At 58.1% G+C, this 25,608-nt stretch carries 26 protein-coding genes and 2 pseudogenes; 3 read left to right on the top strand and 25 right to left on the bottom strand.

Annotated elements, in window-relative coordinates:
* Positions 1–156: 156 nt before the first annotated feature.
* The gene (locus tag RS897_RS27730) at positions 157–624 is read left to right on the top strand and encodes a MarR family winged helix-turn-helix transcriptional regulator (protein WP_407654315.1); all 468 of its coding nucleotides are present in this window, start codon (positions 157–159) and stop codon (positions 622–624) included.
* 374 nt (positions 625–998) lie between these two features.
* On the opposite strand, the gene RS897_RS27725 is transcribed toward RS897_RS27730, so the two are convergent.
* The 10 genes from RS897_RS27725 to RS897_RS27690 all read right to left on the bottom strand — a co-directional run bounded on the left by RS897_RS27725 (position 999) and on the right by RS897_RS27690 (position 7,760).
* Positions 999–1,283, bottom strand: a complete 285-nt coding sequence (locus RS897_RS27725; RefSeq protein ID WP_315831907.1) for an AMP-binding enzyme — start codon at positions 1,281–1,283, stop codon at positions 999–1,001.
* A complete protein-coding gene (locus RS897_RS42350) occupies positions 1,258–1,785 on the bottom strand; it encodes an AMP-binding protein (RefSeq protein ID WP_407654314.1) in 528 nt (175 codons plus the stop codon). Before RS897_RS42350 ends, RS897_RS27725 begins: the two co-directional genes overlap by 26 nt.
* Positions 1,782–2,741: an AMP-binding protein gene (locus RS897_RS27720; protein WP_315831906.1), complete on the bottom strand. Its 960-nt coding sequence runs from the start codon at positions 2,739–2,741 to the stop codon at positions 1,782–1,784. Before RS897_RS27720 ends, RS897_RS42350 begins: the two co-directional genes overlap by 4 nt.
* Entirely contained in the window at positions 2,659–3,399 is a 741-nt protein-coding gene (locus RS897_RS27715; protein WP_315838760.1) for a nitroreductase, read from the bottom strand. Before RS897_RS27715 ends, RS897_RS27720 begins: the two co-directional genes overlap by 83 nt.
* A 94-nt stretch (positions 3,400–3,493) precedes the next feature.
* Entirely contained in the window at positions 3,494–3,949 is a 456-nt protein-coding gene (locus tag RS897_RS27710) for a flavin reductase family protein (protein WP_315831905.1), read from the bottom strand.
* Positions 3,840–4,067: a flavin reductase family protein gene (locus tag RS897_RS42345; RefSeq protein WP_407654313.1), complete on the bottom strand. Its 228-nt coding sequence runs from the start codon at positions 4,065–4,067 to the stop codon at positions 3,840–3,842. The genes RS897_RS27710 and RS897_RS42345 overlap by 110 nt, the downstream gene beginning before the upstream one ends.
* Positions 4,068–4,667: 600 nt before the next feature.
* Positions 4,668–5,441 carry a molybdopterin-binding protein gene (locus tag RS897_RS27705; RefSeq protein ID WP_315831904.1) on the bottom strand — a complete coding sequence of 258 codons (774 nt, stop codon included), beginning with the start codon at positions 5,439–5,441 and terminating at the stop codon, positions 4,668–4,670.
* Positions 5,438–6,295 (bottom strand): cytochrome b/b6 domain-containing protein, encoded by an 858-nt coding sequence (locus RS897_RS27700; protein WP_315831903.1) that lies wholly within the window; start codon positions 6,293–6,295, stop codon positions 5,438–5,440. Before RS897_RS27700 ends, RS897_RS27705 begins: the two co-directional genes overlap by 4 nt.
* A 93-nt stretch (positions 6,296–6,388) precedes the next feature.
* Positions 6,389–7,024, bottom strand: a complete 636-nt coding sequence (locus RS897_RS27695) for a hypothetical protein (protein WP_407654312.1) — start codon at positions 7,022–7,024, stop codon at positions 6,389–6,391.
* 151 nt (positions 7,025–7,175) lie between these two features.
* On the bottom strand, positions 7,176–7,760 hold the full coding sequence (locus RS897_RS27690; protein ID WP_315831902.1) for a TetR/AcrR family transcriptional regulator: 585 nt from the start codon (positions 7,758–7,760) through the stop codon (positions 7,176–7,178).
* A gap of 310 nt (positions 7,761–8,070) precedes the next feature.
* Here RS897_RS27690 and RS897_RS27685 point away from each other — a divergent pair, with 310 nt between their 5' ends.
* Positions 8,071–8,673, top strand: a complete 603-nt coding sequence (locus RS897_RS27685; protein ID WP_315831901.1) for a DUF308 domain-containing protein — start codon at positions 8,071–8,073, stop codon at positions 8,671–8,673.
* A gap of 163 nt (positions 8,674–8,836) precedes the next feature.
* Here the strand turns inward: RS897_RS27685 and RS897_RS42340 are convergent.
* The 9 genes and pseudogenes from RS897_RS42340 to RS897_RS27645 form a co-directional block, all read right to left on the bottom strand.
* Positions 8,837–9,045 (bottom strand): annotated as a pseudogene (locus RS897_RS42340) (integrase core domain-containing protein); the annotation flags it as partial.
* Between the two features lie 36 nt (positions 9,046–9,081).
* A pseudogene (locus RS897_RS42335) lies at positions 9,082–9,309 on the bottom strand (LysR substrate-binding domain-containing protein); the annotation flags it as partial.
* Between the two features lie 109 nt (positions 9,310–9,418).
* Complete coding sequence (gene hydA / locus RS897_RS27675; RefSeq protein ID WP_315831900.1) at positions 9,419–10,849, bottom strand: dihydropyrimidinase; 1,431 nt, start codon at positions 10,847–10,849, stop codon at positions 9,419–9,421.
* A gap of 37 nt (positions 10,850–10,886) precedes the next feature.
* Complete coding sequence (locus tag RS897_RS27670) at positions 10,887–11,645, bottom strand: SDR family NAD(P)-dependent oxidoreductase (RefSeq protein ID WP_315831899.1); 759 nt, start codon at positions 11,643–11,645, stop codon at positions 10,887–10,889.
* A 17-nt stretch (positions 11,646–11,662) separates the two neighbouring features.
* Positions 11,663–12,577, bottom strand: a complete 915-nt coding sequence (locus RS897_RS27665; RefSeq protein WP_315831898.1) for an NAD-dependent epimerase/dehydratase family protein — start codon at positions 12,575–12,577, stop codon at positions 11,663–11,665.
* The gene (locus RS897_RS27660) at positions 12,574–14,244 is read right to left on the bottom strand and encodes an ATP-binding cassette domain-containing protein (protein WP_315831897.1); all 1,671 of its coding nucleotides are present in this window, start codon (positions 14,242–14,244) and stop codon (positions 12,574–12,576) included. The genes RS897_RS27665 and RS897_RS27660 overlap by 4 nt, the downstream gene beginning before the upstream one ends.
* Complete coding sequence (locus RS897_RS27655) at positions 14,241–15,080, bottom strand: ABC transporter permease (protein ID WP_315831896.1); 840 nt, start codon at positions 15,078–15,080, stop codon at positions 14,241–14,243. Before RS897_RS27655 ends, RS897_RS27660 begins: the two co-directional genes overlap by 4 nt.
* 11 nt (positions 15,081–15,091) lie before the next feature.
* Positions 15,092–16,135 (bottom strand): ABC transporter permease, encoded by a 1,044-nt coding sequence (locus RS897_RS27650; RefSeq protein ID WP_315831895.1) that lies wholly within the window; start codon positions 16,133–16,135, stop codon positions 15,092–15,094.
* A 58-nt stretch (positions 16,136–16,193) separates the two neighbouring features.
* Positions 16,194–17,843: an ABC transporter substrate-binding protein gene (locus tag RS897_RS27645; RefSeq protein WP_315831894.1), complete on the bottom strand. Its 1,650-nt coding sequence runs from the start codon at positions 17,841–17,843 to the stop codon at positions 16,194–16,196.
* An 842-nt stretch (positions 17,844–18,685) separates the two neighbouring features.
* On the opposite strand from RS897_RS27645, the gene RS897_RS27640 reads away from it, so the two are divergent.
* Positions 18,686–19,393 (top strand): GntR family transcriptional regulator, encoded by a 708-nt coding sequence (locus RS897_RS27640; RefSeq protein ID WP_315831893.1) that lies wholly within the window; start codon positions 18,686–18,688, stop codon positions 19,391–19,393.
* Between the two features lie 95 nt (positions 19,394–19,488).
* Here RS897_RS27640 and RS897_RS27635 read toward each other — a convergent pair whose 3' ends face one another.
* Genes RS897_RS27635 through RS897_RS27610 form a run of 6 tightly spaced genes read right to left on the bottom strand, consistent with a single transcriptional unit; the run spans position 19,489 to position 25,569 of the window.
* Positions 19,489–20,193, bottom strand: a complete 705-nt coding sequence (locus tag RS897_RS27635; RefSeq protein WP_315831892.1) for a GntR family transcriptional regulator — start codon at positions 20,191–20,193, stop codon at positions 19,489–19,491.
* Positions 20,194–20,222: 29 nt separating this feature from the next.
* Entirely contained in the window at positions 20,223–20,729 is a 507-nt protein-coding gene (locus RS897_RS27630; protein WP_315831891.1) for a flavin reductase, read from the bottom strand.
* The gene (locus RS897_RS27625) at positions 20,729–22,021 is read right to left on the bottom strand and encodes a styrene monooxygenase/indole monooxygenase family protein (protein WP_315831890.1); all 1,293 of its coding nucleotides are present in this window, start codon (positions 22,019–22,021) and stop codon (positions 20,729–20,731) included. Before RS897_RS27625 ends, RS897_RS27630 begins: the two co-directional genes overlap by 1 nt.
* 29 nt (positions 22,022–22,050) lie before the next feature.
* Positions 22,051–23,037 (bottom strand): ABC transporter permease, encoded by a 987-nt coding sequence (locus RS897_RS27620; protein WP_315831889.1) that lies wholly within the window; start codon positions 23,035–23,037, stop codon positions 22,051–22,053.
* Positions 23,030–24,055: an ABC transporter permease gene (locus tag RS897_RS27615; RefSeq protein ID WP_315831888.1), complete on the bottom strand. Its 1,026-nt coding sequence runs from the start codon at positions 24,053–24,055 to the stop codon at positions 23,030–23,032. The genes RS897_RS27620 and RS897_RS27615 overlap by 8 nt, the downstream gene beginning before the upstream one ends.
* Positions 24,052–25,569, bottom strand: coding sequence for a sugar ABC transporter ATP-binding protein (locus tag RS897_RS27610; protein WP_315831887.1), 1,518 nt, complete (start codon positions 25,567–25,569; stop codon positions 24,052–24,054). The genes RS897_RS27615 and RS897_RS27610 overlap by 4 nt, the downstream gene beginning before the upstream one ends.
* Between the last annotated feature and the right edge of the window lie 39 nt (positions 25,570–25,608).

Raw genomic sequence — 25,608 nt, 5'->3', positions numbered from 1 at the left:
TGCCCAATCTCGGCACCCATGTTGATATAGCTTTGCTCGATCGACCGCTAATCCGAGCAAAACCATCAAAGCTCCTCCAAATCTAGTTGCTATAGCAACTTACTTTAGCAACTTTTGCCATTGGGAGATTTGCCCGTCAAGTGATATTGAGACCTGATGCCAAAGAGATCACCTTCCCGTCTTCTAAACGTCGATTCCTATGTTCCTTTCTTTCTCGTTGTCATATCGAATAAATTGTCTCGAGGCGCTTCGCGTCTTTATCTCCAAAGATTTGGTGTAGGTGTCGTTGAGTGGCGCATCATGGTGATGCTCGCGATCTACCCCGGTTCGACCGCCAAAAGGGTTTGCGAAGTGATAGGTTTGGACAAGGCCCCCGCCAGCCGTACGCTGCATACACTGCACGGTCGTGGTCTCGTGCAGAACACAGGCGTAAATGGCCGGACTTGGTCGCTCAGCCCATCCGGCAAGCACTTGCACGATAAGATTCTTGTCGTCGCGCTGCAAAGAGAGGCTTCCCTCCTAATCGACTTCACACCGGGCGAAAAAGAACAGCTTCTCGTCTTCCTTCGCCGCATGATGGCTCGCCTTCCGGAATTAAATCAGGGCGTCTCCGAGGAGGACTAACACGCTGGGCAAGCGGTCTTTACCAATGCTCTTCATGCTTTGACTCATGCTCGAAATACGAACAAAGGTAGCCTCCAGCCGAGGTCTACTTCGAGTGCCGGCACGTCTGGAACTGCGCGTGTACGTGATCAAAGGGACCTAAAATTGTGTTCTTGCTCGGATGTCACGCCGATCCGCTCCTACATGCTCCGATATCCAGAGACGTGGCAGCAATCGAATCGAACGAAGCGAGAAGCGGCCAAACCCGTCGCAGCCAAGCCGTCGCTAGCCTATTTTCGTTCCCAATCGGCTTTGGCGCCTAGCGTGGCCTGCAGTTCACGTTTTAAGACTTTGCCGGCATTATTCTTGGGTAAATCAGGTACAAAGTGGTATTCCTACGGGCGCTTGAAGCGCGCGATTTGCGAAAGGCACAATTCGTCCAACTTGGACGGCGACAATTCGCTGCCATTGCGCGCCACGACGAAGGCTACGACGTTCTCGCCCCATACTGGATCCGGAGTGCCGACGACCGCGACTTCCGCCACACCTGGATGTCTCAACAATATTTCCTCGACCTCTCGAGGATAAATATTGGAGCCGCCGCTTATGATCAGCTCTTTGGCCCGCCCCTTCAGCGTCAACAAACCATCGCTCTCAATCAAGCCGAGGTCGCCGGTCATCAACCATCCTTGCCCCACGCGTCGCAGGTTCGTCGCCCCAATATCCACTCATCACCACCGGTCCGGGAACGGCAACTTCGCCCTCGCCCGTTCGGCTCAAGGATCCATCCCGGGCTCGTACTGCGATCTCGACGCCACTTCTTGCGACCCCGACGGAAGCAAGACGTCGCTCGAAATCAGGATGCGATGGATCGGCCAACCAGGTTTTGGGGAGCCCCGAGATCGTGCACGGCGATTCGCCTTGCCCATAGTCATTCCAAACCTTCGGACCCAGCACCTTCAGCGCACGCTTCATGTCTTCCGCGTATATCGGCGCTCCACCGCAAGGAATGGTTCGTGTTTCTGCGATCACATCGCTGTCGAGAGACGGCGCCGAGACGAACCGTGCAAGCATAGTCGGCGACATGAAGCTGCTGACCGAACCGAATATTCTCGTGAGGCGGCACACCTCTTCCGGATCGAAACCCGCAGGATCAGGGATAACATTTCGCGTGCCCTTCATGATATGCGCAGCATCAACAGCCCTCCCGCGTGCGACTGGGGCGGCGCGAGATGGAATAGGCAGTCATGCGGCGACAGGGCGTCCACATCGGCTAGGAAGGCAAAAGTCATCGCCAGCAGGTTCTGGTGGCTCAGCATTGCGCCTTTCGGTCGCCCAGTCGTCCCGCTGGTATAGAAGATCCATGCGACGTCCGAGAACTCCACATCAACAACGCCGCGGTCCTCTCCCCGCAACGTCTTCAGCGCGGTTTCATCCATGGGCAGAGTGCAGCGTTTCTCCGAGGACATGAATTCTTGCAACTCGCCGATCTTTTCGAGCGTCGCGAAACAGACCTTGGCGCGGCAATCTTCAGCGATGGAAGCCACCTCTCGCGGATGGAGCGCGAAGTTGACGGGAACGATCACCGCGCCGGCGAACCAGGCGGCGAACATCACCTCGATATACTCGGGACTATTGCCCGCCCAGAGAAGGACTCCACCCGCCGCGAGCACGGAAGCGCGCACCTGCACCACTCGACTCTGATGGAGCTTCGCCAACGCAGCCGGCGAACACACGATCGCCGCCGCCGCACCGTCGCTGACTGGCGAACACATCGGCAGTGTCAGCGGCCAGGCGATCATCCGCGCCGCGAGCACCTCGTCGACCGAGTAGGCTTGCCGATATTGCGAGCGGAGATTGTCGACGGAATGAACATGATTCTTCGACGAGACGGTCGCGAGTTGCCTGACCGTCGTTCCAAACTCGCGCATGTGGAATTTGGTGAAGCCCTGATAGACATCCATGAAGACGCTGTGCGGGCCGGCGTCTTGAAATTCAGCTGGCGTCTCGATCCCCTCGCCGAGGGCAAGCAGCGTTGCGGTCGAGCGCAAGACGTCATGGACGTCCCACGAACCGTCGAAGATCGCCGCAGTGCGCGTCTTGTCCGGCCCCGACATCTTCTCGGCGCCGACGGCCAAGGCCACGTCGGCCGGTGATCAACCTGTTGGTCGCATCATCTGGATCACCACGGCCCAAAGCCATACCGCATATGATCATCTGGTCGTCGGGTATGGCCAGATGGCGTCGAGTGATGGCTGGAAAATTGGCAAGCGCCGCTTGAGCACAGGTGTCGCGACCACGGGCCGCGACCATAATATTCTGAAGAAACATCCCGAAATCGAGCCAACTTCCGCGCTCAAGGTATTTGTCAATCACGAATATCAGACCGACTGGAGCGCCAAAGAAGTTGTAGTTGCGGCCTCGTTGTCTTTCGCTAGACACGCGATCGCCACGCTCAATTCCGGCGAGCGTGTAAAGATCCCACCCGGCTTTCCGACGACGTTCGATATAAGGCGACCGCCAGTCAGTCGGATAATAGTGGTATTCGCTCCGTGGCGGCTCTCCGGCCCGATGTGAAGCCGATAGTTCTCGGGTCAACTCCGCAAGCGCCATGCCGAGTAGTACATGGACGCGCCAAGACTGCATGTTGCTGCCGCTCGGGGTTCGGCTTGCAACTCTCAACAGGTGTTCTATCGTATCGCGCGACACGGGCTCCGGCAGGAAGGCTCGGATGCTGCGACGAGACGTGATTGCGTACTCTACGGCATCCGGATCGAGTTTTTGAGAGCGCTGCATCATAAAACCGCCATCGAGCAAACCAGGCACACCACATAGCGTCATCTGCCGAAGCAGGCACTCTAGCGGAACGGCCCCTCAGCTTGTATTTTTCTCAATCGGTCTTAAGCCGGGCGGCCAAAGCCGTTTGGCTCTCTTCACCATGCGGCGTACCGAGCCCATTGTGAGATGATGCGCTCAAAGGATCGTCGGGCCGTTCAATCGAGCAATTCTCCTGCTGCGCGCGGCCTCCGGGCGAGATTGGGACGCCATCGTGCGGTGACGCCACCGCATACTTGCCACAGTAAAATGCCAGGGGGCACTTCGGAAAACGATAGAAGCGCTCCACTTTGCCGAGGAACACGATGTGATCCCCACCGGGATATTCGGCGACCTTGCTACATTCGAGATATGCCGCGCATCCACCAATGATGGGCAGATCGGCAATCCCCAAGCCGTGGTCAATTCCATCGAACTTGTTGTCCCGCGATTTTGCAAAATAGTTGGAAATCTCGATCTGATCCTCGGCTAGGATGTGAACAGCAAAAATGATCGCTTTCCTTGAAGGCATTGTGGCTGCGTGATGTCATCGACTGGCTCCAGAGCACGAGCGCAGGGTCGAGGGAAACAGAGCTGAACGAGTTCGCGGTAACTCCGTGCCCAATTCCGCTCGGGTCGCGCGTCGTCACGATAGTCACGCCGGTGACGAACGTCCCGAGGACGTCGCGAAGTTCGCGTTTGTCACGGGAATAACATCGGCTTCTCACAGTTCCACCGGACGACTGGCCTCACGCTATCCAAGCCGGATTCTGTGCGGTGTAGCGGCACCCGCCTAGAGCGCGGAGTAAGAACTCGGCGTAAGCGGATAACCGTCGGAACACCGCCGTCGCAATGAAACTCTTGGTCGGCGCTCCTCCCGGCTCAAGCCCCAACGCGATTAGAAGAGCGCGATGCCGTCCGCCTCGACGACATGGATCTTTATCTGAGCGACGGAGCAGCTCCGGCTGCAATACGCGAGCATAGAAATCGATTAACTCCTGCTTGCCCGTAGATCTCGCGACCAGGAGCGATCTTTGTCGAGATCAGAACGGCGGCATCGTCATATAGGCTGACTAGCGTATCGACGTCGACCGTCTGGAACGCCTTGTCGATCAATTCGATGGCGATGGTGTGTGCCGGATCTCGTACGAACAGTGAGCATCTTCTTCCACATTCTTGCTGCTGTTTCGGCGTGATTCACGATTGGCGGAGAGGTACGCAAGCAAAGCCGCGGGGACCTCGAAGGCCGCTCAAATTCCGGCGTACCATTCGTATCCCCGGTCTTCCCAATAACCGCCGTTGCCGCCCCACAACCCTGCGAAATTAGCGACTATCTCAATGCGCATGATGTACTTTGCCTGCTTGTAGCCAAGCTGCCGTTCAACCCTAAGGCGCAGTGGAGCGCCGTGGCCGACACTAAGGCCCCGGTCGTTCATAGCATAAGCGAGGATCGTCTGCGGATGGAAAGCGTCGATGAGATCGATGCTTTCATAGTAGCGTCCACTTCCATCGAGCGTCCTCTCCAGTTCGTCGGCACAGTAGAAGACAGCAAATCGCGCCGAGGGCTTCAGCCCGACAGACTTCAGCAGGATTCCAAGCGGAACGCCTGTCCACTTGCCGATGGCACTCCAGCCTTCGACGCAATCATGGCGGGTAATCTGGGTGCGGGCCGGGAGCTTCTTGATGTCTGCGAGCGAAATCTCCTGCGGCCGCTCGACGAGGCCATCGATCTTCAATCGCCAGCTTGCGAACTTGCCTTCGACGAGCTGGGCATATTCGTCGCCGTCCGGCTTGTTCGTCCCGTTCACCCGGAATGATGGCGAGATGTCCGCTTCGGCAAACTCGCGCGCGAGCGCGCCGCGACTTACAAGCAGCCTTTGGGCTTTCATCGTCAGCTTCTCGGCTGAGCGAAGGACTGCTCCCAATTCGGCATTTTGCCCCGGTACATCGCAGCTAGACAGCGCGAGCGCGCTTGCGGCACAGGTACTACCCATCAGGAAACGACGGCGAGTAAGACCGGTCATGCGTCAGGCCCGTCCTGCCGGATGGCATAGCGGCCGGTGACCATCGAACGCATGTTGTTCCAAGGACCGGAGAGGATGACCATCGCAACGTGAACAACGACGAAACCGACAAGCAGCGATGCCGTAATGAAGTGAAGCGTCCGAGCAGACTGACGGCCGCCGAAGATGTCGAGAAGAACCGGAAATCCCGCATCGACGCTCGGCGACATCGTCAGACCGGTCAGCACCATCAACGGCAAGAGAACCATGATGACGAGGACATAGGTAAGCTTCTGAAGAGGATTATAATGGCGCGCCAACTCCCCGGAGGGAAAGCGCAGACGTGCATGATCCATCATTTCGCGCCAGAGATAACGTAATGCAAGTTCGTGGCGGCCCGGCGCCAGATCGCGATAAAAGTGGCTGCTCAAGAGCCCGTACCAGAGGTACACGAGACCGTTGACGACAAATATCCAGGCAAAGAAGAAATGCCAACGTCGGCCGGCGGCAAGGTCCTGGTCGGATGGAAGCGTGAGCCAAGCCGGAAACGCCCGCGGCGTCCATTCGCCTTCCATCTTCGATAGGCCCAGGACACCCGTCGTGCGGACGGAGACACTGCCGATAGTTAGGAGACCATGCTGCTCGCCGTTGATTTCGCTCGCACCGATCTTGATAAAAGGCGGATCAGCATCCGCACCGAACTGCCCCCAGTAGAGTTCCGGATGGGCGTTGAATATCTGGAGGCCGCTCAGGAGCAGGAAGCCGAGGCACAGAACGTTCAACCAGTGGGTCAAACGCGTAACGACGGAGTGACGCCAAACAAAAATGGTCCTCCGGCCTGGGGTTTGCTGCGAACGCCTCATCTCTTCGTTCATCGGGTTGTCCGGGTGAGGGATATTTTGATCGGTCTGCGGGCTCGGAAATGCCACCGGCCGGGTTAAGGCGACGCCCGGCCGGGACGCCGCAACTCACATTGGCGGAACTACACCGTTGGAGCCGACGACAACTCGCTGCGCGACGATCGCATCGCCTGCGCCCTTCTCGGCGGAGATAAAAACAACAGCGTCCGGCTTCAAATCGGCCTCGGTTGCAGGAGCGAGGGTAACGACGGGCGTCCCTTCGGAAATGGCGATCGTCTTCTCCTGTCCGTGATACATGACCGTCACCGTGCGTCCCGATACTCCCTTGACCGCATTTGCCACAGTCGCGTTCGTCATCGTGCTATTTGGCTTGAGGTCCCAGCCAAAGCTACCTTCCCCAGCGCCTTTGAGCGCCGGCGGAAAAATCAACACCTCCAAGGCACCGTCACCGCCATCGGCTTTCGGCAGGGATGCGATGCCGACATAGTCGCCTGCCTTGATATCGCTCACCGACGCTCTCGCGACGCCGGAAACATTGAAGCCTTGAGCGAGCGTGACATCGACGGTCTTCCCCTCGCGGGTCTTAACCTTGAGGACCGCGTTACTTAGCTCGACGATGCTGCCCCGCACGCGCACCTGCTGCGCTTTCGGATTTTGGGCGAATGCTGGCGGCACGAAATCCGACATCAATGACGTACCAAGCAATGCGGAAAGGACGAAGGCGTGGAAGGTGTTGAGACGCATGATATCCTCATGTACCAACTAGTTGGTAGTTTTCGGCGCGTGGATTTTCTAGTTTGAGCAGCGCGCTTTTCTGCCCAAAACCGTCAGCGGGGTGGGCTGTCGCCCTATTGAGTGCTGAGCAGATGTTCGGTTTTTGAAATCGAACAAACTCTCAATGTCGAGTACAGAGTCGGTCGACCATCGGAGCGGTGATAGCTTGGAAAATTTCTGCATCGCCATAGGCACGCGCCGACAACATTGCACCGTGAACAGTTGCCAAAAAGATTTCCGCTTCGATGCGAGGCGCGCTTTTTAAAGTAAACTTTCCCTCAAGCTGACCTCGCTTAAAAACGGAAGTCAGCCAGGTCGAGATACCCTGGAAATGCGTCCTTACTTCGGAAGCGACTTCGGCTGGCAGACCGGGAAGCTCGCTCGCTAGAAGGGCGCACACGCAGAACGGCGCACTAGCGTCTCTGATACAGGCCGACCAATAACCCGTATAGCTTCGAAGCTGTTCGACTGGATCGGGAATCTGTCGTTCCAGGTTTGCAAAACCAATTGTCGCCTTCTCCCTATATTGAGAAATCAGCGTACGTACCAAATCCGCTTTCGTCGGAAAATGATGATGGATACTTGGTTTGCGAATCCCGACAACTTCCGCAACGTCGGCATAGCTAAAGCCGTTGTAGCCGCCCGCTATAATCAGAACCTGCGCGCAAGCAAGGATGTCGTCTGCAGTGGTGGAAAGATTGCTCATAGGAGATTGCTACCTTCTAGTCGGTAGACTGTCAAGCTGCTAAGTCGCAGTGTCGGCGCGCAATCTTTCGTGTCGATACGTCAGCCTCGCCATTCTATCGAGAATTCGGATCCAAATCGGGAGCAAGCGTGCACAAAATCGGCCATGCGCTTCCACTGGCTCGGGATGACCGACTGCTGCACTACGAGCACTGCCGCGGCTCGCGCCATACGAGAAGCGTCGCCCAACGATCAGGAAGGTGTATGGCGAGCATTGACATCGAGATGGCTACCTACTAGTAGGATGAGGGGCGACGCATGGAGTTTAAAAGATGCAAAGTCAGCAATCCCTGGTTTCGTCCCTCTCGGCCTCAAGTTGGTTGAAGGGATATTACTACGTTCGCGCGGCCTTCTCGTTGATCTGGGTAGGTTTGGCGCTCACAGTCGGACGACAGCTTCCCCAGCTCGCTGCTGTAATGTTAGTCGTTTATCCGGCTTGGGACGCGGCCGCGAACTACGTGGATGCAGCGAGCAACGACGGTCTCATCAGCAACTCTAGTCAGGCACTCAATCTGGTGGTTAGTGCAGTCACTACACTCGCTGTCGCTATCGCACTTACTCAAAGCATGAGCGCCGTTCTGGTTGTTTTCGGCGTCTGGGCCGTCTTGTCAGGCATATTACAGCTCGCGACGGGCATTCGACGCTGGAAGTCCTACGGAGCACAATGGGCAATGGTTCTTAGCGGCGCACAGTCCGCGTTGGCAGGGATTTTCTTCATTCATGCTGCGAGCGGTGCTCAAACGCCAAGCATTATCAACATCGCTCCCTACGCTGCCTTTGGTGCCTTCTACTTCCTAATTTCAGCGGTTTGGCTGACAATACGAGACGGTCGTCGTGGAACGATCCAAGCCGCCCCGGAGGGACGGAGTTCCTGAACACAGTGTATTCGGCGGATCATTGGCTTCGCGAATGGAGTAGGTTCCATTTCCGATCTTGATCATTCCGGATGAAGTAGGAGTTGGGTGGTTGGAGCATGTATCCAATCTCCCTCTCGCCAGAGTCCCGATCTTTTCAATGAGCTGACGTGCCACCGAACTTTCATCCGGCGGCGATTAGAGTCTCGGGGGTTTGTACAACTTGCGGCGCGGGTGGAGCAACGGGCGATCGGCGGAGCTGGTCGGGTTGCGCAGCCGATCGCCCGTTGCGGTGAATGTGGCGGCGTAGGCCGCGGGGGTCTGGTATTTTAGCGAGGAGTGCGGGCGCTCCCCATTGTAGTCAGCAACCCATTCGACGATCTTTGACCGCGCATCGGCGATTTCGTCCGCGGCTTTGTGCTCCATCAAGTAGCCAAGCCCCGCACCTGCCCGCACGGCAGCCGTAGCAAGGACGCCGTCGTTGACGATTAGCTGCCTAGTGGCGCGGATGTTGACCTCGCAGCCCTCGCGCTCAAACTCCCATGGCAAGAGGCCGCCGCCGACGAGACGGTAGTTAATGCAGACGTGCGCTTCCAGGTCTCGAGGCGTCTCCGGCCTCGCATACCGTTCGAAATATGCTGGCGTCGCTACGACCACGGCCCGGAGATCAGCTTAATGCGGACTGCAATCATGTCGTTGTCGACCGTCGCGCCCAAGGCGGATGCCGGCGGAAGGCGGTACGGCCCGAAGATGGGACAGCCAAATATCAGGCAGCGACCGATGGTCGTGCGGCATAGGGAGAAAGATCACGCTTGAGGAAGCTACCATCCCCTGGAGCGCCGAGGATCTTGCCTTCCTCCATAACCACCTTTCCCCTCAGGATAGTCATTATCGGCCATCCCGTCACAGCGTGGCCTTCGTAGGGTGTGTAGTCGGCACCATGGTGCATCAACTCTTGACGAACTGTTTCCTTACGATTCGGATCCCAAATGACAATGTCCGCGTCGAAACCGGGCGCGATAGAGCCCTTCCTTGGATAAAGTCCATACATCTTGGCGTGGTTCGTTGAGGTCAACGCAACGAACTCGTTGAGCGTTATACGCCCCTCGACGACCCCCTTGGAGAAGAGGATTTGCAGGCGGGTCTCGACCCCTGGAATTCCGTTTGGTACCCAGCGGAATGATGTTCGCGCCTTTGGATTCAGCTTACCCATCACGGAGCCGTATGTGAATGGACAATGATCCGATGAGAACGTGTGAAATACACCGGTTCGAATGCCTTCCCAAATGGCATCCCAACTCGCCCGATCGCGTGGTGGCGGTGAACACACATACTTGCCGCCGGTCTCGTCCATATTCAAGCCTTTGAGGTCATCCGCCGTCAGGGCAATGTATTGCGGACAAGTCTCGCCGTAGATTTTCAGGCCTTTCTGTTGGGCCCAGCGGATCTGTTCCATGGACTCCCGCCCAGACACGTGCACGATCATAATCGGCACATCTGTAAGCTCGGCATGGCTAATAGCGCGATGTGTTGCCTCACGTTCGACCGACTGAGGCCGCGATATCGCGTGGTAGTAAGGCGCCGTATTGCCGGCACGCTCGAGCCGATCTGTCATGAACCGGATCGCGTCGTAGCCTTCGCAATGGACCATGACGAGCGCTCGGCATCCTCTGGCGCAGTCGAACACTTCCAACAACTGACGGTCGTTCAGAACGAGATCATCATACGTCATGAAGACCTTGAAGGACGTGTATCCGTCGTTAACAAGAGCAGGAAGTTCCTGGCCCAGGACACTTGGAGTTGGATCAGAGATGATCAAATGGAAGCCAAAGTCCGTATAGCACTTGCCTTCGGCCTCCTTATGATAGTCGATCACGCTTGTCCGTAGCGATGCCCCGCGCGGTTGCAAGGCGAACGGCAAAACGGTCGTGTTTCCACCGGCGATGGCCGATCGCGTACCACTTTCAAAGCCGTCCGCCATTGCTGGTCCGCCGAACGCCGGCTGTGCCAGGTGCACATGACTGTCGATGCCGCCGGGCATGATCAGCATGCCCGAGGCATCGATTCTCCTTCTCCCGCCATCGACCTTTTCAGCTACAGTTACGATGCGCCCCGCGCGGATTCCGACATCCGCTTTGACGGTATCGGCGGCCGTCACCACCGTGCCCCCACGAATTACTAGATCGAAGTCGCTCATTTAAGTTTCTCTCTTTTTTTGCTGGAACAGCGCGTGATCAGATCATCACGTCGCCACCGTTGGGCGACAAGCTTTGCCCTGCGTAGAAGGCACCGGCATCCGACGCCAGCAGCAGGGCGGTCGGCGCGATCTCTTCCACTTTACCGAACCGCCGGATGGGCAACTCTGCCAGCTTCATGGCGCGCCATTCGTCGCTCAGTCCCATCAAGAGCTCTGTCTCGACAGGACCTGGCGCGATAGCGTTGACCATGACGCCGTGTGGAGCCCCTTCATAGGACAATGCGCGCGTGAAACCGACGATGCCAGCCTTGGCTGCGCAGTAGTGCGCCAGCCCCGGCGCTCCTTTGTAAGCGAGCTGGGACGAGAAGTTGATGACGCGACCATAGGAGCGGCTGACCATGTCCGCGAAAAATTGTCTGGTGACAAGGAACGTCCCCTTCAGATGGACGCCGAGCATGCCGTCCCAATCCGCAACCGTGATCGACGAAAACGGCTTATCGCCTCCAATGCCGGCACAATTGACGAGGATGTCGATTTGGCTTAGCTCCTTCTTCGCCAAAGCAGCCATTGCTGCGACGCTGGCTTCATCAGCGACGTCGCATTCGATCGCGTGTACGCCATAGCCTTGCGCACGCAATTTGGTGCATTTCGCGGCCGCATTCTTTGCGTCACCAAAATGACAAAACGCGACATCCGCACCATGAGCACAGAAAATATCGACGATCGATCCGCCGATACCCCGGCTGCCGCCGGTTACGACCGCTTTGCGGCCCTTGAGGCTGAATACGTCTTTCATCACACATCCCTCGCCGGTCATTTCCGCGCCTTCAGCCACTCGGCGTATCTCTCGACGCCCTGCTCGAAGCTGAGTGCCGGCTGAAAGCCGAGATCCCTAGCCGCCGCCGTGATGTCGAACTGTCCCTGCACCTCATCAACGGGGTCTGCTCCCGGCCCGAGCTCGATATCAGCTTGAGGAAATATTTTTCGAACGATCTCTGCGATCTGCCCCAGCGTAAGGAACGTACCACCGGTGATCGTGTAGACCGACCGCGGCAACGAAGGTCTATCGAGCGCCGTCATCAGCGCCCGTGCAGCGTCCTCGACATGGATATACTGCCGGGGAAAGTCTCGGCCGAACGGCATACGCGTCGGTTTGCCGGCAAGAGCATCTTCGATCATGGTTCGGATCACGCAGTCTGTGGTCCGGCGCGGACCGAAGACCCAGGACAGTCGCAGGCTCACGCCGTCCAACCCGTACTGCCGGGAGAAAGTCGAGACGAGCTGTTCGGCGGCAACTTTGCTGGCTCCATAGACGCTCCCAGGAAACAAGGCCACGTCCTCGGGGATCGGGCTCGCGGCATGGGTCGTTCCAAACGCACTCGTCGATGAGCAAAACACGAAGCGCGACACTCCATGAATTCGCGCGATTTCCAGAACATTGGCGGTTCCGACGATGTTGACCTTGACCATCGCGACGGGGTTGTCGCGCGCCACCATGGGCCCTGAGAAAGCGCCGCAATGAATGACGCCGGCCAGAGGCTGGCGGCCGGCAACCACATGCAGACGGTGCACATCGGTCACGTCGCACTCGATAATGTCCTTACCTTCCTCCGTCCGCGAGACCCTGTCGAGCGGAAGCACCTTCCGCCCCGTCGCCTCGAGCATTGTTCTAACGGCATTGCCGATGAGCCCGTTCGCGCCCGTAACGAGAACTGCTTCGTTACTCATTTCGTTCTCCTCAGCCCTTCGAGGCGCTTGTTCTCTTCGCGCGACCGTTGCTTTTCGCTTTGTTCGATCGGCAGCTCGGCGGCGAGTAGCATCTTAGTGTAGTCATGCACGGGAGCGTTGAACACTTGCTCGGTCAGACCTTGTTCGACGATTTTTCCGTAGCGCATGACCGCAACATTGTGCGCCAGCGACCGCACCGAGTTCAGATCGTGCGTAATGAACAAGGCGGACAGGCCCATTCCCTGCTGCAACTCGCGCACAAGATCGATGATTTGAGCTCGGACACGGATATCCAGGGCCGTCGTGGGCTCATCGAAGATGACGAAATCGGGGCTTGTCGCCAAGGCGCGGGCGATGCCCACCCGTTTCTGTTCACCTGCCGTGATTTCATGCGGGAACAGTTGTCCCGCCCGAGCTGGCAAATGAACCATTTCGAGTAGCTGCCTGACCCGGTGCGCGCGGTCGTCGCGTTTGAGCGTCCGATCCAGTCTCAGTGGCTCCGCGATCAGCCCCTCGACACGCCACCGCGGATTGAGGGCGACGTACGGCTCCTGGAAGACCATCTGAATGCGTCGTCGCAGCGTACGAAAGCGCCGCTCTTCGAGGTTTGTGATCTCTTGGTCATCAAACACGACGCTGCCCGAATCGATGTCGAGCAGGCGAACAAGACATTGGCCAATGGTGGTCTTGCCGGAGCCGCTTTCGCCGACAAGCGCCAGCGTCTGCCCTCGGGCGACCGAGAAAGACACATCATCGACGGCCTTGACCACTTGGCCGTCACCGAGCGGGAAATGTTTCCTTACATTCAGGACTTCGAGCAGTTTCCCACGGCGTGACGGCGTTTCGGCGGCTTTCGGCGGGCTCTCGATCATTGGCGTCGGGCGGATCCTGGCAGCGGCGATCAGATCACGTCCATAGGTCGTCTCCGGTTGCTCCAGGAAATCGCCGGTCGGACGAAGCTCGACGATCTTGCCGCCCCTCATGATCGCGACCCGATCGCAATAGTGCGCGACGATACCAAGATCATGCGTGATCAGAACGACACCCAGGCCAAGCTCGCGGCAGCGGGTGATCAACAGATCAAGCACCTGAACCTGGATGGTCGCGTCCAGCCCCAGCGTCGCGTCGTCGGCCAAGACAATCCGGGGCCCGGCGATGAGGGCCATCGCGATAACGACACGCTGCGCCATGCCCCCCGAGAGTTCGTGCGGGTAGGCCCGCGCGCGACGCTCTGGATCGACGATTCCGACTTTTGTGAACAGGTCGATGGCAGCCTTCCAGGCGTCCTGACGGGTGCCGCCGCGGTGGGCCTGCAGCACCCTGGCGACCTGCATGCCTACCGTCTCAACGGGGTCGAGCAACGCCTTCGCATTGGTGCCGATAAGAGCGATATGTCTGCCGCGCAGCTGACGGTCCTCTTCCTTCGAGTAGTTTGAGATTTTCTCCCCGTTGATGGCAATCTCGCCAGACGTGGCACGAAGCCCTTCGGGTAGCAGCTTAATGAGCGCCCGTGCGAGCACCGACTTGCCGGCGCCGGTCTCGCCGACAATGCCCAGGACCTCGTCGGGAGCGATCGAAAATTCGATACCGGAAAGAACCGCCTTGTCATCGGCGACGACGGTGAGGCCTTTCACTTCCAGAAGCGGTGAACAAGAAGGCTTGATCATCGGCGCGTCCGGCTCTGGGGATCCATGATGTCGCGCGCCGCATCGCTCAAGAGAGCAAAGCAAAGCACGGCCATGACGATTGCAAGACCGGGAAACAGCGACACCCACCAGATTCCGAGAATCATCTGTTGCGCGCCCCCCGAAACCATCAGTCCCCATTCGGGCGTCGGCATGCGAACGCCCGCCCCTACGAAGGACAGCCCCGCGGTGAGCAGGATCGCCATGCCGATGCTGATCGAGATCTGGACAATGGCCGGACCGAAGGCATTCGGAAGGATATGGCGAAACATGATCGAGAGATCGGTGGCGCCGCTGCAGCGTGCTGCGCTGACAAACGGCCGCTCACGCAGGGACAGAGTCTCCGCCCGGATCAGCCGGGCGAACATTGGCACGAAGAGCACGGCGAGCGCGATCGCAACATTCCAGATTTCCTGCCCCAGGACCGAGACCAGGGCCATCCCAAGCACGAACACGGGGAACGACTGAATGAAGTCAAAAATGCGCATCGCCAGCGAACTGACGAACCCGCGATAGTAGCCGATGAAGAGACCAATTGGTACACCGATCGCGAGAGCGAAAGCGACGGCCGAAATGCTGATCAGGAGATTGATGCGGGTCGCGAAGACTATGCGCGAATAGATGTCCATTCCCGATACGTCGGTGCCAAGCCAGTGCTCGCTGGAAGGCGCCTGCAGCGAGCTGAGCGGATCGGCCGCCTCGGGCGAGTAGGACGTCAGCAGCGGGGCGAAGATGATCATGAGCAGTTGCAGCAACAGCAGAACGAGTCCTGCCATCGCGGCCGGTCGCTTGAGAATTTGAGAAAGGATGTCCTTCACGGCCGGCTCCGTCAGACCTTGATGCGCGGGTCAGCGAGTTCATAGAGAATATCGACGATCAGGTAGACGATCAGAATGAATCCGGCTGCGACCAGCACAAAGCCTTGCAGTGCCGGGTAGTCGCTGTTGATGACGGCCTGCACCGCGTATTGCCCCAGTCCGCCCCAGGCGAAGATCGTTTCGACGAGCACGGCCGCGCCCAGCAGAAAGCCGAACAAAAAACCGACCATTGTGATAACCGGCGGCAGGCTGTTCCGCAGCGCGCAGCGCGTGATGGTGCTTTCGCGCAGGCCGCTTGCTCGTTGGTGGCGGATAAACTCACTCCGGTACACGTCGGCGAAGGTCGACTTCGTCATTTTCATGAGTGCGCCAGCGTTGACGATGGTCAGGGTCAGCACGGGAAGTGCCAAGCGGCCATAGGCCGAGGCAACAGCCGCAAAGTTGCCGGTGAGGATGCCATCGAGCGTGTAGAATCCCGTAATACGCGGCGGGGGTGCCACGAAAGCGTCGATCCGCCCGAAAGGAGCGGGCGCGATCCCACCGAGATAGAAGAGGAAATAGATCAGGAGCAGCCCTACCCAGAAGTCGGGAATGGCCCCCGCCGCAAGACCATAGAACCTGCTCGCGACATCGACGATGCCGCCCTGACGCACGACCGATACAACGGCGACCGTGACGCCGACGACGACGGTCAGCATCATGGCATAGACAATCAACTCGAGTGTTGCGGGCGCCCGCTCAAGCAAATCGGTCGCTACAGGGTTCGAGGTAAAGAGCGATATGCCAAGATCACCGTGCAGGACGTTCCAGGCATAGCGGAGAAATTGTTTCCAGATGCTCAAATTCAGGCCGAGGCGCTCGCGCAGCGCTGCGATCGTTTCGGGCGTGGCCGTGTTGCCGAGCATCAGGAGCGCAGGATCTCCGGGCAGCAACCGCACCAAAACAAACGTAACCAGCATCACGCCGGACATTTGAGGCACGATTAACGGCAACCGCGCAATGAGAATTCTCAGCGGACGCGGGGTAGAACGCCAAAGGCGCACAAAGCGATGCATGGCAGCTCTCGACGAAAGCGAAAGGAAGCGGGAGCGACGATGGCGCTCCCACCATTGATCACTCTTTGTAGAAGTCGAACCAGAAATTTCCGTTCGGCGTGTACCATGAATAACCCTTGACGTTTGTCCGGGTTGCAAGCTGGTAGCCGGGATTGAAGAGCAGCACCCAGGGCGCGTTCTCGACCGCGATCTGCTGCACCCGCTTCATGGCTTCCAGTCGCTTGTCTTCGTCGACGCTGGTCAACGCGTTGTTGATCAATTGGTCGACCTCAGGGCTCTTGAAGCGTGAATAGTCGATGAGGGAGCCGCTGTTCAGCCAGAGGTTCGCGACATAGGCCGCGTCAGGAACGATCGCCATATCACGGAAGAAATACATCGGTATCTCTCCTTTCGTGTAGCGCTCGACGAGCGTGGATGCCGGCAGCTTGGACAGCGTGACGTCAACGCCAGCCTTGGCAAAAGCGGACTTTAGAATGACGGCGATCTCCTCTTCGATCTGGTCACCCGTGCGATAGCCCAACTCGGTCTTGAAGCCATCCTTCAGTCCGGCTTCCGCGAGGAGTTCCTTCGCCTTGGCGACGTCGAGATTGAAGTGGAAATACTGGTCGGTAAAGCCCGGATAGATCTCTGAAATCGGGCTCTTGGTCGGTCGCGCCGTCCCAAAATAAACCGCCTTCAAGATCTCATCGCGCGGCACGAGATAGTTGAGCGCCAGCCGCACCTTGGGATCGGTAAAAGGCCTCAGCGCGTTGTTCATCTCCACACGGTGGATGTAGTTGCCGAAGACCTTATAGATCTTCACACCCGGCGCCTTCTCCAGAAGGGAGAGTTCGCGCGGCAACAGGTATTCCGCGACGTCGACCGAGCCGACCTGCAAGGCGGCGACGCGGTTCGACGACGTCGGAAGCTCGCGGAAGATGATCTTCTTGATCTTCGGAGCGCCGCGATAGTAGCTGTCGTTCGCTTCGTAAATAACCTGCTGGCCAGGGCTGTATTCGGTCACATAGTAGGGCCCGAACGAAGCCGAATGGGATGCAAGCCACTTGCCGCCCCACTGGTCGTCAGCGGTGACATGCTTCTTCATCTCAACAGCGTCGAGAATGCCGAGGTCGCTATTGACCCAGAGGCGATCGATCAGCGGCGACGAATTCGGAATGGTGACCTTGACGGTGTAATCATCGAGCTTCGAAAACGCATCCTGGAAGGACGTGATCTTGAGGATCTGGGTCATGTACCAGTGAAAGTTGGATTTCAAATTCCAGCCTCGCTCGAACGACCACATGACCGAGTCGGCGTTGAGCTCGTTGCCGGCAGAACTTTTCACACCCTTACGAAGATGAAACGTAATCGACTTCTTGTCGGGCGCAACATCCCAGGTTTCGGCGAGCGCACCGACGATCTTGTCGAAATCTTCGTAGGTAATCCCATCCACGACCTTCGGCACGTAACCAAGGAGGCGCTCGTACACATTGCGCCGGACTTCGTGGACTGCTTCGGTCGGGGGATATTCCTGGTCGAGCGACTCCGGCGTGCGGGGCGCCGCCACCACCAGGGTTGTCTTGGCCGCCCCTTGAGCGGAGACCGGGGAGCACCAAGTGTAACCCAAGGCGGGCAGTGCGAGCATCATCGCTTGCAAGACCGAAGACACGCTGCCGCGCCGTGCCGGGCGAACCTTCTCATTTAACGACGTGGTCGAAATATCAATCATTAACGCGCCTCCTCTTCATAAGTAATCTGTCCGGCAAGGGATTGGGACGAGAGCGTGGCAAACGACTCGCTCGGAGGCACCGGGCGTCCGCCGGTGCCGATGCGGCAGTATCCAAGCGGGATCGCAATGCGCTCCGAACTGCAGACCGGAATGATGCCGCAGCGGTGTTTCTCGACCGGAATCCGCGAGCGACCGGCCCCGCGCCGCCCTCGGCGACTAAACCAGGTAGACAACCGCAGAGATGCGGGAGGCGCCATGGCGCGATCGAGAGGAGATGCTCGAGCGCCGACAGCAGAGAATGTCGAAAACAATCTCACGCCCGGAACAACCCTCAGATCGCGCATTGGGGCACTGCATCGCTGCTCACGCATCGCACCGCCTCGCCGATTACTGTTGCTCGTGTTCACCGAGAGCCGCGCGACGGTTTGCGCGCAACGTCGATCGCGCGCGGACAATATTGGCAGGCAGAAATTTTGAAAACAATTTTTCATTATATTGGGCACAAAATTGTGTACAATACGCGTCAGCAAGCCTCGTGCCACAACAGATGCCATTGAAATATTTCAGGTTTCTGTCGTCGTAATTTTGTGAAGCAGGTCAAATTGTTCAAATCATCCGCGTTATGCTTAAAGGTTGAGCGACGACGCAGCCTCACATGCTGGTCCCACCATTGCGGCGACGGCAAGATCGCTCTCTCAAACGACAGGGAGCGGCGGAAATCATTCGCAGGGATTGTTTGTAACTATCTGCTGCGGGACGGCTGTTTGTGCGGCGATGTTGGGCTACTCAGGACCGTGCAAAGGCAGAAAGTGCGAGCGCGCAAAACCGATAGGATCAGGTTGATGAAGAAAAGCCAGAGAGGCCAGTCGGAGCAAGTCATCCGGACGAGGCTTCTTCAAGCCATATTTGAACAACGGATGCCGCCTGGCGCACGGCTTACCGAGGAGGCGCTTGCCGCCACATTCGACGTCAGCCGTACGACGATCCGTCAGGTCATCGCTCGCCTTGCCCAAGACGGTATTTTGGTCAAGCTCTCCACGGGAGCGACTCACGTGGCTGCGCCTTCGCGGCGCGAGGCGCAACAACTGCTTGTGGTTCGCCGGATGATCGAGCCGGAAATCGTGAAGATCCTTGCGGAAAACGCAGCAACTCTGTCGTTTACAGAATTGTCCGCCCATCTCGCGCTGGAAGATCGTGCACGTCGCGCTGGAGACAGAGGCACGCTCGTCCGCCTTACCGGCGAATTCCATCTGCAATTGGCCCAGCTTACCGGCAATAAGGTCCTGATCAGGTTGATGACGGAACTCCAGGCGCTCGTTTGCCTGGCGATCCTTCTTTACGCGAGCGGAGATGATGCTTGCCCTCCTGACGAACACCGAAAGATCGTGACGGCGATCAAAAAGAAGGACGGCTCCTCAGCTGCCGCCATGATGCTCCATCATCTGGATCACATCGAAAGAGATCTGAGATTGGACGACAAACCCACCGTCGAAATCTCGGAAGCACTCACGTGGCTCGGACAAAGACAGAGAACTTCGGCTGGCTCCTAGCTTGAGTTTGAGACCTATTTGGCTTGGAGCCTGCCTAGATCCACTATCCTGACCAAGGTGCCCGGCCAAATGCCTATAGGTCAATGCAAGCGCAGTCAGCCGCCACCGCTCAACCAGTTAAGAGCAGCACCGATCTCGAACCCCGGCCGGGTGCTCTCTTCGAGATTGAGATCGGCTTCGATATGGTCAAGATGATGGATCATGAGGACAGCGGCGGCTGAGCCGTCTCCAGCCTTGATCGCGTCGACCATTCGGCGATGTTCGTCCTCGTGGCACGCATCGTTGCCCGTCGCATAAAGCAGAATGGCCAAACAAATGAGCGCTTGCAATTCCGTCATCAAACGGGCGAGGACCGCGTTGCCCGTCATCCTCGCGAGCAGAAGATGAAATTCTCCAGTAAGACGTACCAACGTGCCGCCGTCTTCTGCCCGCCGAGCCCTGGCTTCGCTTTCGATGTGAACCAGCAGATCCGCAAAGGAAAGATTGTTCGCCTGGTTTGCGAGATATTTTACGATCTCCGGCTCGATCATGCGGCGAACCGCGAGCATCTGCTTGGCTTCGACTTTGGACGGAGAAGCAACGTGGGTCGCACCACTGGTATTCTTTACTAGAATTCCATCCTGGGCGAGCCGCGCGATAACCTGGCGGATGACCGTGCGGCTTACGTTGAACGTCTCCGCGAGAACTTCCTCTGTCAGTCGAGCGCCTGGCGGCAGGCGCTGTTCAAAGATTGCCTGCAAGAGGCGCCTTCGAATCTGCTGCTCCAACTGGCCGCGAATTTTTCCGGCGGCATTCTTCAACTCGTAGTCTCCTTAGGATCGACTTGGCCTCAGCAGTCGCTGATGAGAGGCCGTCTTGAACAATACTGACGCCCGAAGTACAGCAACGGTTCGCCGTGCTCCCTGGTTGCAACGTCGAGCACCGTGCAGAACAGAACGCTATGGGTCCCAACTTCTATGGTACGATCAATCGCGCAATCGAACGACACCAACGCATCCGAAAGAACCGGCGATCCGGTCGCCAGACTGGACCAACTGGCCACCAAAAAGCGATCTTCTCCCCTTGCCGGCGTCATGCCAGCGAAGACGGGACTGAGGTCCAGTTGAACGTCGGCGAGCGTATTGACACACAAAACGCCATTTTTCTTGATCGCTTCGTTCTGAGGACTGCCCCGGTTCATGCATACGACCAAGGTTGGCGGTTGGTCACTAACGCTGCAGACCGCAGTTGCGGTGAATCCGAGGCGGCCGGCGGCGCCGGCCGAAGTGATCACATTGACTGCCGCGCCCAGGCGCGACATCGCCTCCCGGAAGTGAACATTTGAAGGTGCGACCATTATGCGGCCTGCCCGACAGGATAACCGTGACGTGCGGCGAAAGCTCTCGCGACATGCCCGTCGCTAAGCGCGGGACAGATCGTCTCCGGATGGGGGAAGCCATAATAGAACGCATCTCCTGCATCATCGCTTGAGCACGCCGTATCGACAACTAGTTGGGCGGTCGCGGACAGCTCCTTCAGGAACGTATTGTTGAAGAGACACTGGTTTTTCCCGTAAGCGGACCAGAGCAGGTAGTTCACCTTGGTCATCCAGACCTCGTCAAACTTTGCATTGCCGTGGCTTGTGATCTGCTCCGCGATGAACTTGGCGCTTCGATTGGCAAAATTGCCGCCCTGCCCGCAGATCGGGTCGAACGTAATCGCTGTGTCGCCTACCGGCATGACCAAGCCACCCGACGGCAGACGTCCGAACGCCTGGCGCACGGTTGGTGGAAAGCGACCCGTGAGCCAACCGTGACGGTCCTCCGAGACATATTCGACGTCGTCGGCAAAATGACGTTCCCACGGCGCATGTTTGCGCATAATATCCTTGGCAACCTCGGTCACCTCTTCGCCGGACTTCAAGCCGTTGAATCGGTCGAAGGGACCACCCGGTTTCGCTTCAAACAAGAGTGCGAATGTATGACCTGCGGTCTTGTGAGTATAGGGGACCCAGAAGTACTCGCCGGCATCGGCGAAGAAATCAAATTTGGTTGGCACATATTCCCATCGATCGGAAAACCAGTCCCGTACGTGCCGACCCGACTTGCTGCGGACGATAGCCATCGAGAGATTCCGGAGCGGCTTGTCAAACTCGCTTCGAGCGGCGTCGCGGGGAATGATATTGGCGAGGTCAGCCTTTCCTGCCGCCAGAATGGTGACGTCGGCCTGAAGCGCGATTTGATCAAGGCGTTGTGGCGTCACGCTCTCGATCACGAGCCTGCCGCCCCGGCTCTCGAGATCCTCAAGCCAGCGATGGACACGCATCCGCTGATCTATGCCGCAGCCTTCCTTTCCGTACTCAAAACGGCCCTTCATGACTTTCGGATTGGGGTCACCGACCTGTTCCGCACGATCGAACAAGACGCCGTGTCCTCCGAACATATCTCGAGACCAGTGGTCCATTCCCAACTCCCGCTCAATATCAATGACCTCGCCCCATAAATAAGCCGTGCCTGTCGGCGCCGAGTGATTGAGCCACTGATCGGGCGTCCGGTCCGAGAAGAGCGTTACCTGATGGCCATCACGTAGAAGCGCATACGCGAGGACACAACCTGCCGGACCTGCTCCGATGATGTTTACTTTCGCCATTAGCCGACTCCTTTCGAAGGAAAATGATTCTAAGAACGAAGATCCCCACGCTTCATGTCGCCAAAGACCGTTGCGACAATGACAAGCCCGAGGATCATTTGCTGCACGTAACCGTCGATGCGTGTGAGGTTCATACCGTTCGACAGCACGGTTATGAAAAGCGCGCCCACGATGGGGGAGGCCACGCCCCCCCGCCCTCCTCGGAGCGACGCGCCTCCAACCACGGCAGCCGCGATACTTTCCAGCATGAGATTTCCGCCGAGATTTGGCTCACCCGATCCAGTGCGCGCGGTCAGAAGGAGCGCCCCGCACGCCACCAGAAACGAGCAGATCAGATAGGAGCTGAGTACGTAGACCTTGGACGGGAGACCGGCAACGGCCGATGCGCGCGGGTTTGTGCCTATGAGGTATAGCGACCGTCCGAACCTCGTGTGATGAAACAGCACAAAAGATATCGCGAGCAACGCGACAGCGGCTATGACGGGAGCAGGCAGACTAACGAGCTGGGCGCGGTAGAAAGTGCCGTTCAACCCGTCTGGAAGATTGAAAATCGGGAACCCTTGCGAGATCGATGACGCCAGCCCGAGACAGATGTTGAGTGTCGCTAGCGTCACGACGAAAGGGCTCAGCCTGAGCCAGGCCACGCAAATGCCGTTGATGGCGCCGACCGAGACGCCGATCGCCATCCCGACGAAGATTCCGGCGCCGATCGCGGCAGCTGCACTGAATCCCTGGCCAAGCACATGCATGATCGCCATGCCGCTCGCGACGCTAATCAGCGAAACGGTTGTTCCGAGCGAAAGATCGAAACCGCGCGTGATCATGACGTACGTTTGGGCAAGCGCGAAAATGGCTAGATAGCTCGCTTGGATGGCGACATTGCTCGCGTTGCCCAGGGTGGCGAAGGTCGGTTGCACGATGCCGAAGACCATCGCCAGGAGTGCGAGCATGAGAACGGGTACTGCTGCTGACGCGTCCATCGACTGTCGGATGCGAGGCATGACGGCGCTAAGCATGATCATTTCCTTTCGCTTTGCGCCGATCCAGAAAGACTGCGGCCAGAAGCACCACACCGAAGACAATGGTCTGGACTTTGCTGTCGATGCGGATGAGGTTCATCGCATTTGCGAGAACGGTGATGAATACGGCGGAAAGGAAGACTATTTCAACGCGTCCCAATCCACCCCGCAAGGAGACGCCTGCAACAACCGCCACGGCGATGCTCTGAAGCATGAACTCGGCGCCCAGATTGGCTTGTCCGGCGCCAACGCGCGCCGTGAGGAGAACGCCAGTCAGGCCTGCCAGCAACGAGCAGAGCGTGTACGCGAAAACCGTGTACCGTATGACGGGAAGACCCGAGATGCGTGCGGCATGAGGATTGCCACCGATGGCATAGAGATAGCGGCCAAACCGGGTGCGTCGTTGCACAGCCGCGATCACGATCGTCAGCAGGATGGCGGCAAATACGCTGTAAGGGATGCCTGCCGCCGTACCGCGTCCCAATCCGTTGGTAAACGAGGCCGGCATGCCGTAGATCGGAATTCCGGCCGTCACGTAGTATGCAATGCCGTTGACGATCGAAAATGCCCCGAGCGTCACGATGAAGGCCGATGCGCCCGTTTTCGCGACGCAGAGGCCGTTCAAGAACCCGACAAATCCCGAAATCGTCAAGGCAGCGCCAATCGCGACAGCAATAGCGAGCAATTCATATCCCGGCCACCAAACGGCGACCAGATTCATGACGATCGCGGTGGTGACGCTGCTTAGCGCCACAACAACGCCGATCGAGAGATCCATTCCCCCCAAGATCATCACGATCATCTGGCCGACGCTCGCAATCGCGAGGTAAGAGACGTTTCGCGACAGGTTGAGAAGATTGAGCGAACTCAGGAAACGCGGCTCGCCGAGCGAAAGTCCCGCAAGCAATAGGAGGAGCAAGAGAGGGAGATACCACCGTGCCGACCAAAACCGTCTGTCCGGCGGCCGGGCGGCACGTGCAACGGCACCCTGAAGCGAGGTGGGAATCGTGCTCATGGCGCCCGCTCCGTCACGACGCCGCGGCGCGTGAAGAAGTGGGAGAGTGCCTCCTTTTCCGTAAGGTTTTCGCCCTCCAGCCTCGCAACGATCTGACCCCCACTGAAGATCAGCAGTTGATGCGACAGATGTAGAAGTTCCGAAAGATCGGAAGAAACAAGCAGGACCGCATGTCCTTGCTCCACGATCCCCTGAATGGTCTTGTAAACGTCGAGCTTTGCGCCGACGTCGATTCCCACGGTCGGCTCCTCGAAAAGATAGATCTCTGTGGGCCGCGCCAATCCTCTTGCCAGCACAACCTTTTGACGATTTCCGCCCGAGAGATTGCGGACCATAGTGTCCGTTCGCCGCGGCTTGATCGCCAGCTGATTGGCTATTCGTCCAATCAATGATCGTTCACTGTTCTTGCGCAGAAACGGCCCGCGCATCAGGGCCGGCGTTGAGAGGGCCGTGATGGATGCGTTCTCGATAACGCTGCGCGTGAGCGCCAGCCCCTCGGTATTCCGGTCGGATGGAAAATAGCACAGCTTGCGTGCAAGCATGGCCGCCGGAGTCGGATTTGGTACGGCTACCCCATCGACGGAAATCGTTCCGAAGGCGATCGGCTCAAGACCAAATAGCGCGCGTACAAATTCTGACTTGCCGCTTCCAATAAGGCCTCCGATGCCAATGATCTCGCCCCCGCGCAGAGTAAGGCTTGCGTGTTTTACAGCCTCGCCCCTGCTGGTCAGGTCTTCTACGACGAGACGCGGTGGCCCGGGATTATGGGCGATGGGTGGGTAGAGTTGTTCCATCTTGCGGCCTGCCATCAAGGCAACCAGTTCGTCGTTGGTGGTTTCGGAAGCAAGGACGGTCTTAATCTTTCGACCGTCGCGCAACACGGAAACTCGGTCAGCCAGAGCACGAATTTCCTGCATGCGGTGCGAAACGTAAATGATTCCGACGCCGGCGTTCTTTAGGCGGGCTATGGCTTCAAAGAGGATTGCCGTCTCCGCCTCGGTCAATGAGGCCGTCGGTTCATCGAGCACAAGGACCTTCGGCTCAAAAAGCAGAGCTTTGGCAATTTCGATCATTTGCTGTTGCGCACGTGAGAGGTCGCCAGTCAGTGCGCCGGATGAGATGGAAAAGCGAAGATCGCTCAGGATCGCGCTCGCTTTTGCGGTCATCGCTGCCTTGTCCAGCAAGCCGAATCTCAACCGCTCCCGTCCGAGGAAAAGATTCTCCTCGACGGTCAGTTCGCTGACCAGACTGAACTCCTGGAAGACGACGGCGATACCCATCGAGCGAGCCAGCAAGGGCGTAAGCGCCGTGAGTTGGCTTCCCCGGAACAACAGGTCTCCCCGCGTCGGGCTCATGGTGCCCGCGATAATATTGATCAGGGTCGACTTGCCGGCGCCATTCTCGCCAAACAGAACGTGCACCTCGCCCGCCCGAAGATCGAAATCAACACTATCGAGGGCAATCGCTCCGGGGAACGTTTTCGATACTCCGCAGAGTTCAAGCATTTTCGTCATAGCCACGTATCTCACTGAAGTCCGCCACAAGCCGCGGTG

Origin of the sequence: Bradyrhizobium prioriisuperbiae, assembly GCF_032397745.1 — a bacterium.
Taxonomy (GTDB): domain Bacteria; phylum Pseudomonadota; class Alphaproteobacteria; order Rhizobiales; family Xanthobacteraceae; genus Bradyrhizobium_A; species Bradyrhizobium_A prioriisuperbiae.
The sequence above is the reverse complement of the archived record's forward strand: the minus strand, read 5'-3'. Positions and strand labels throughout refer to the sequence as shown.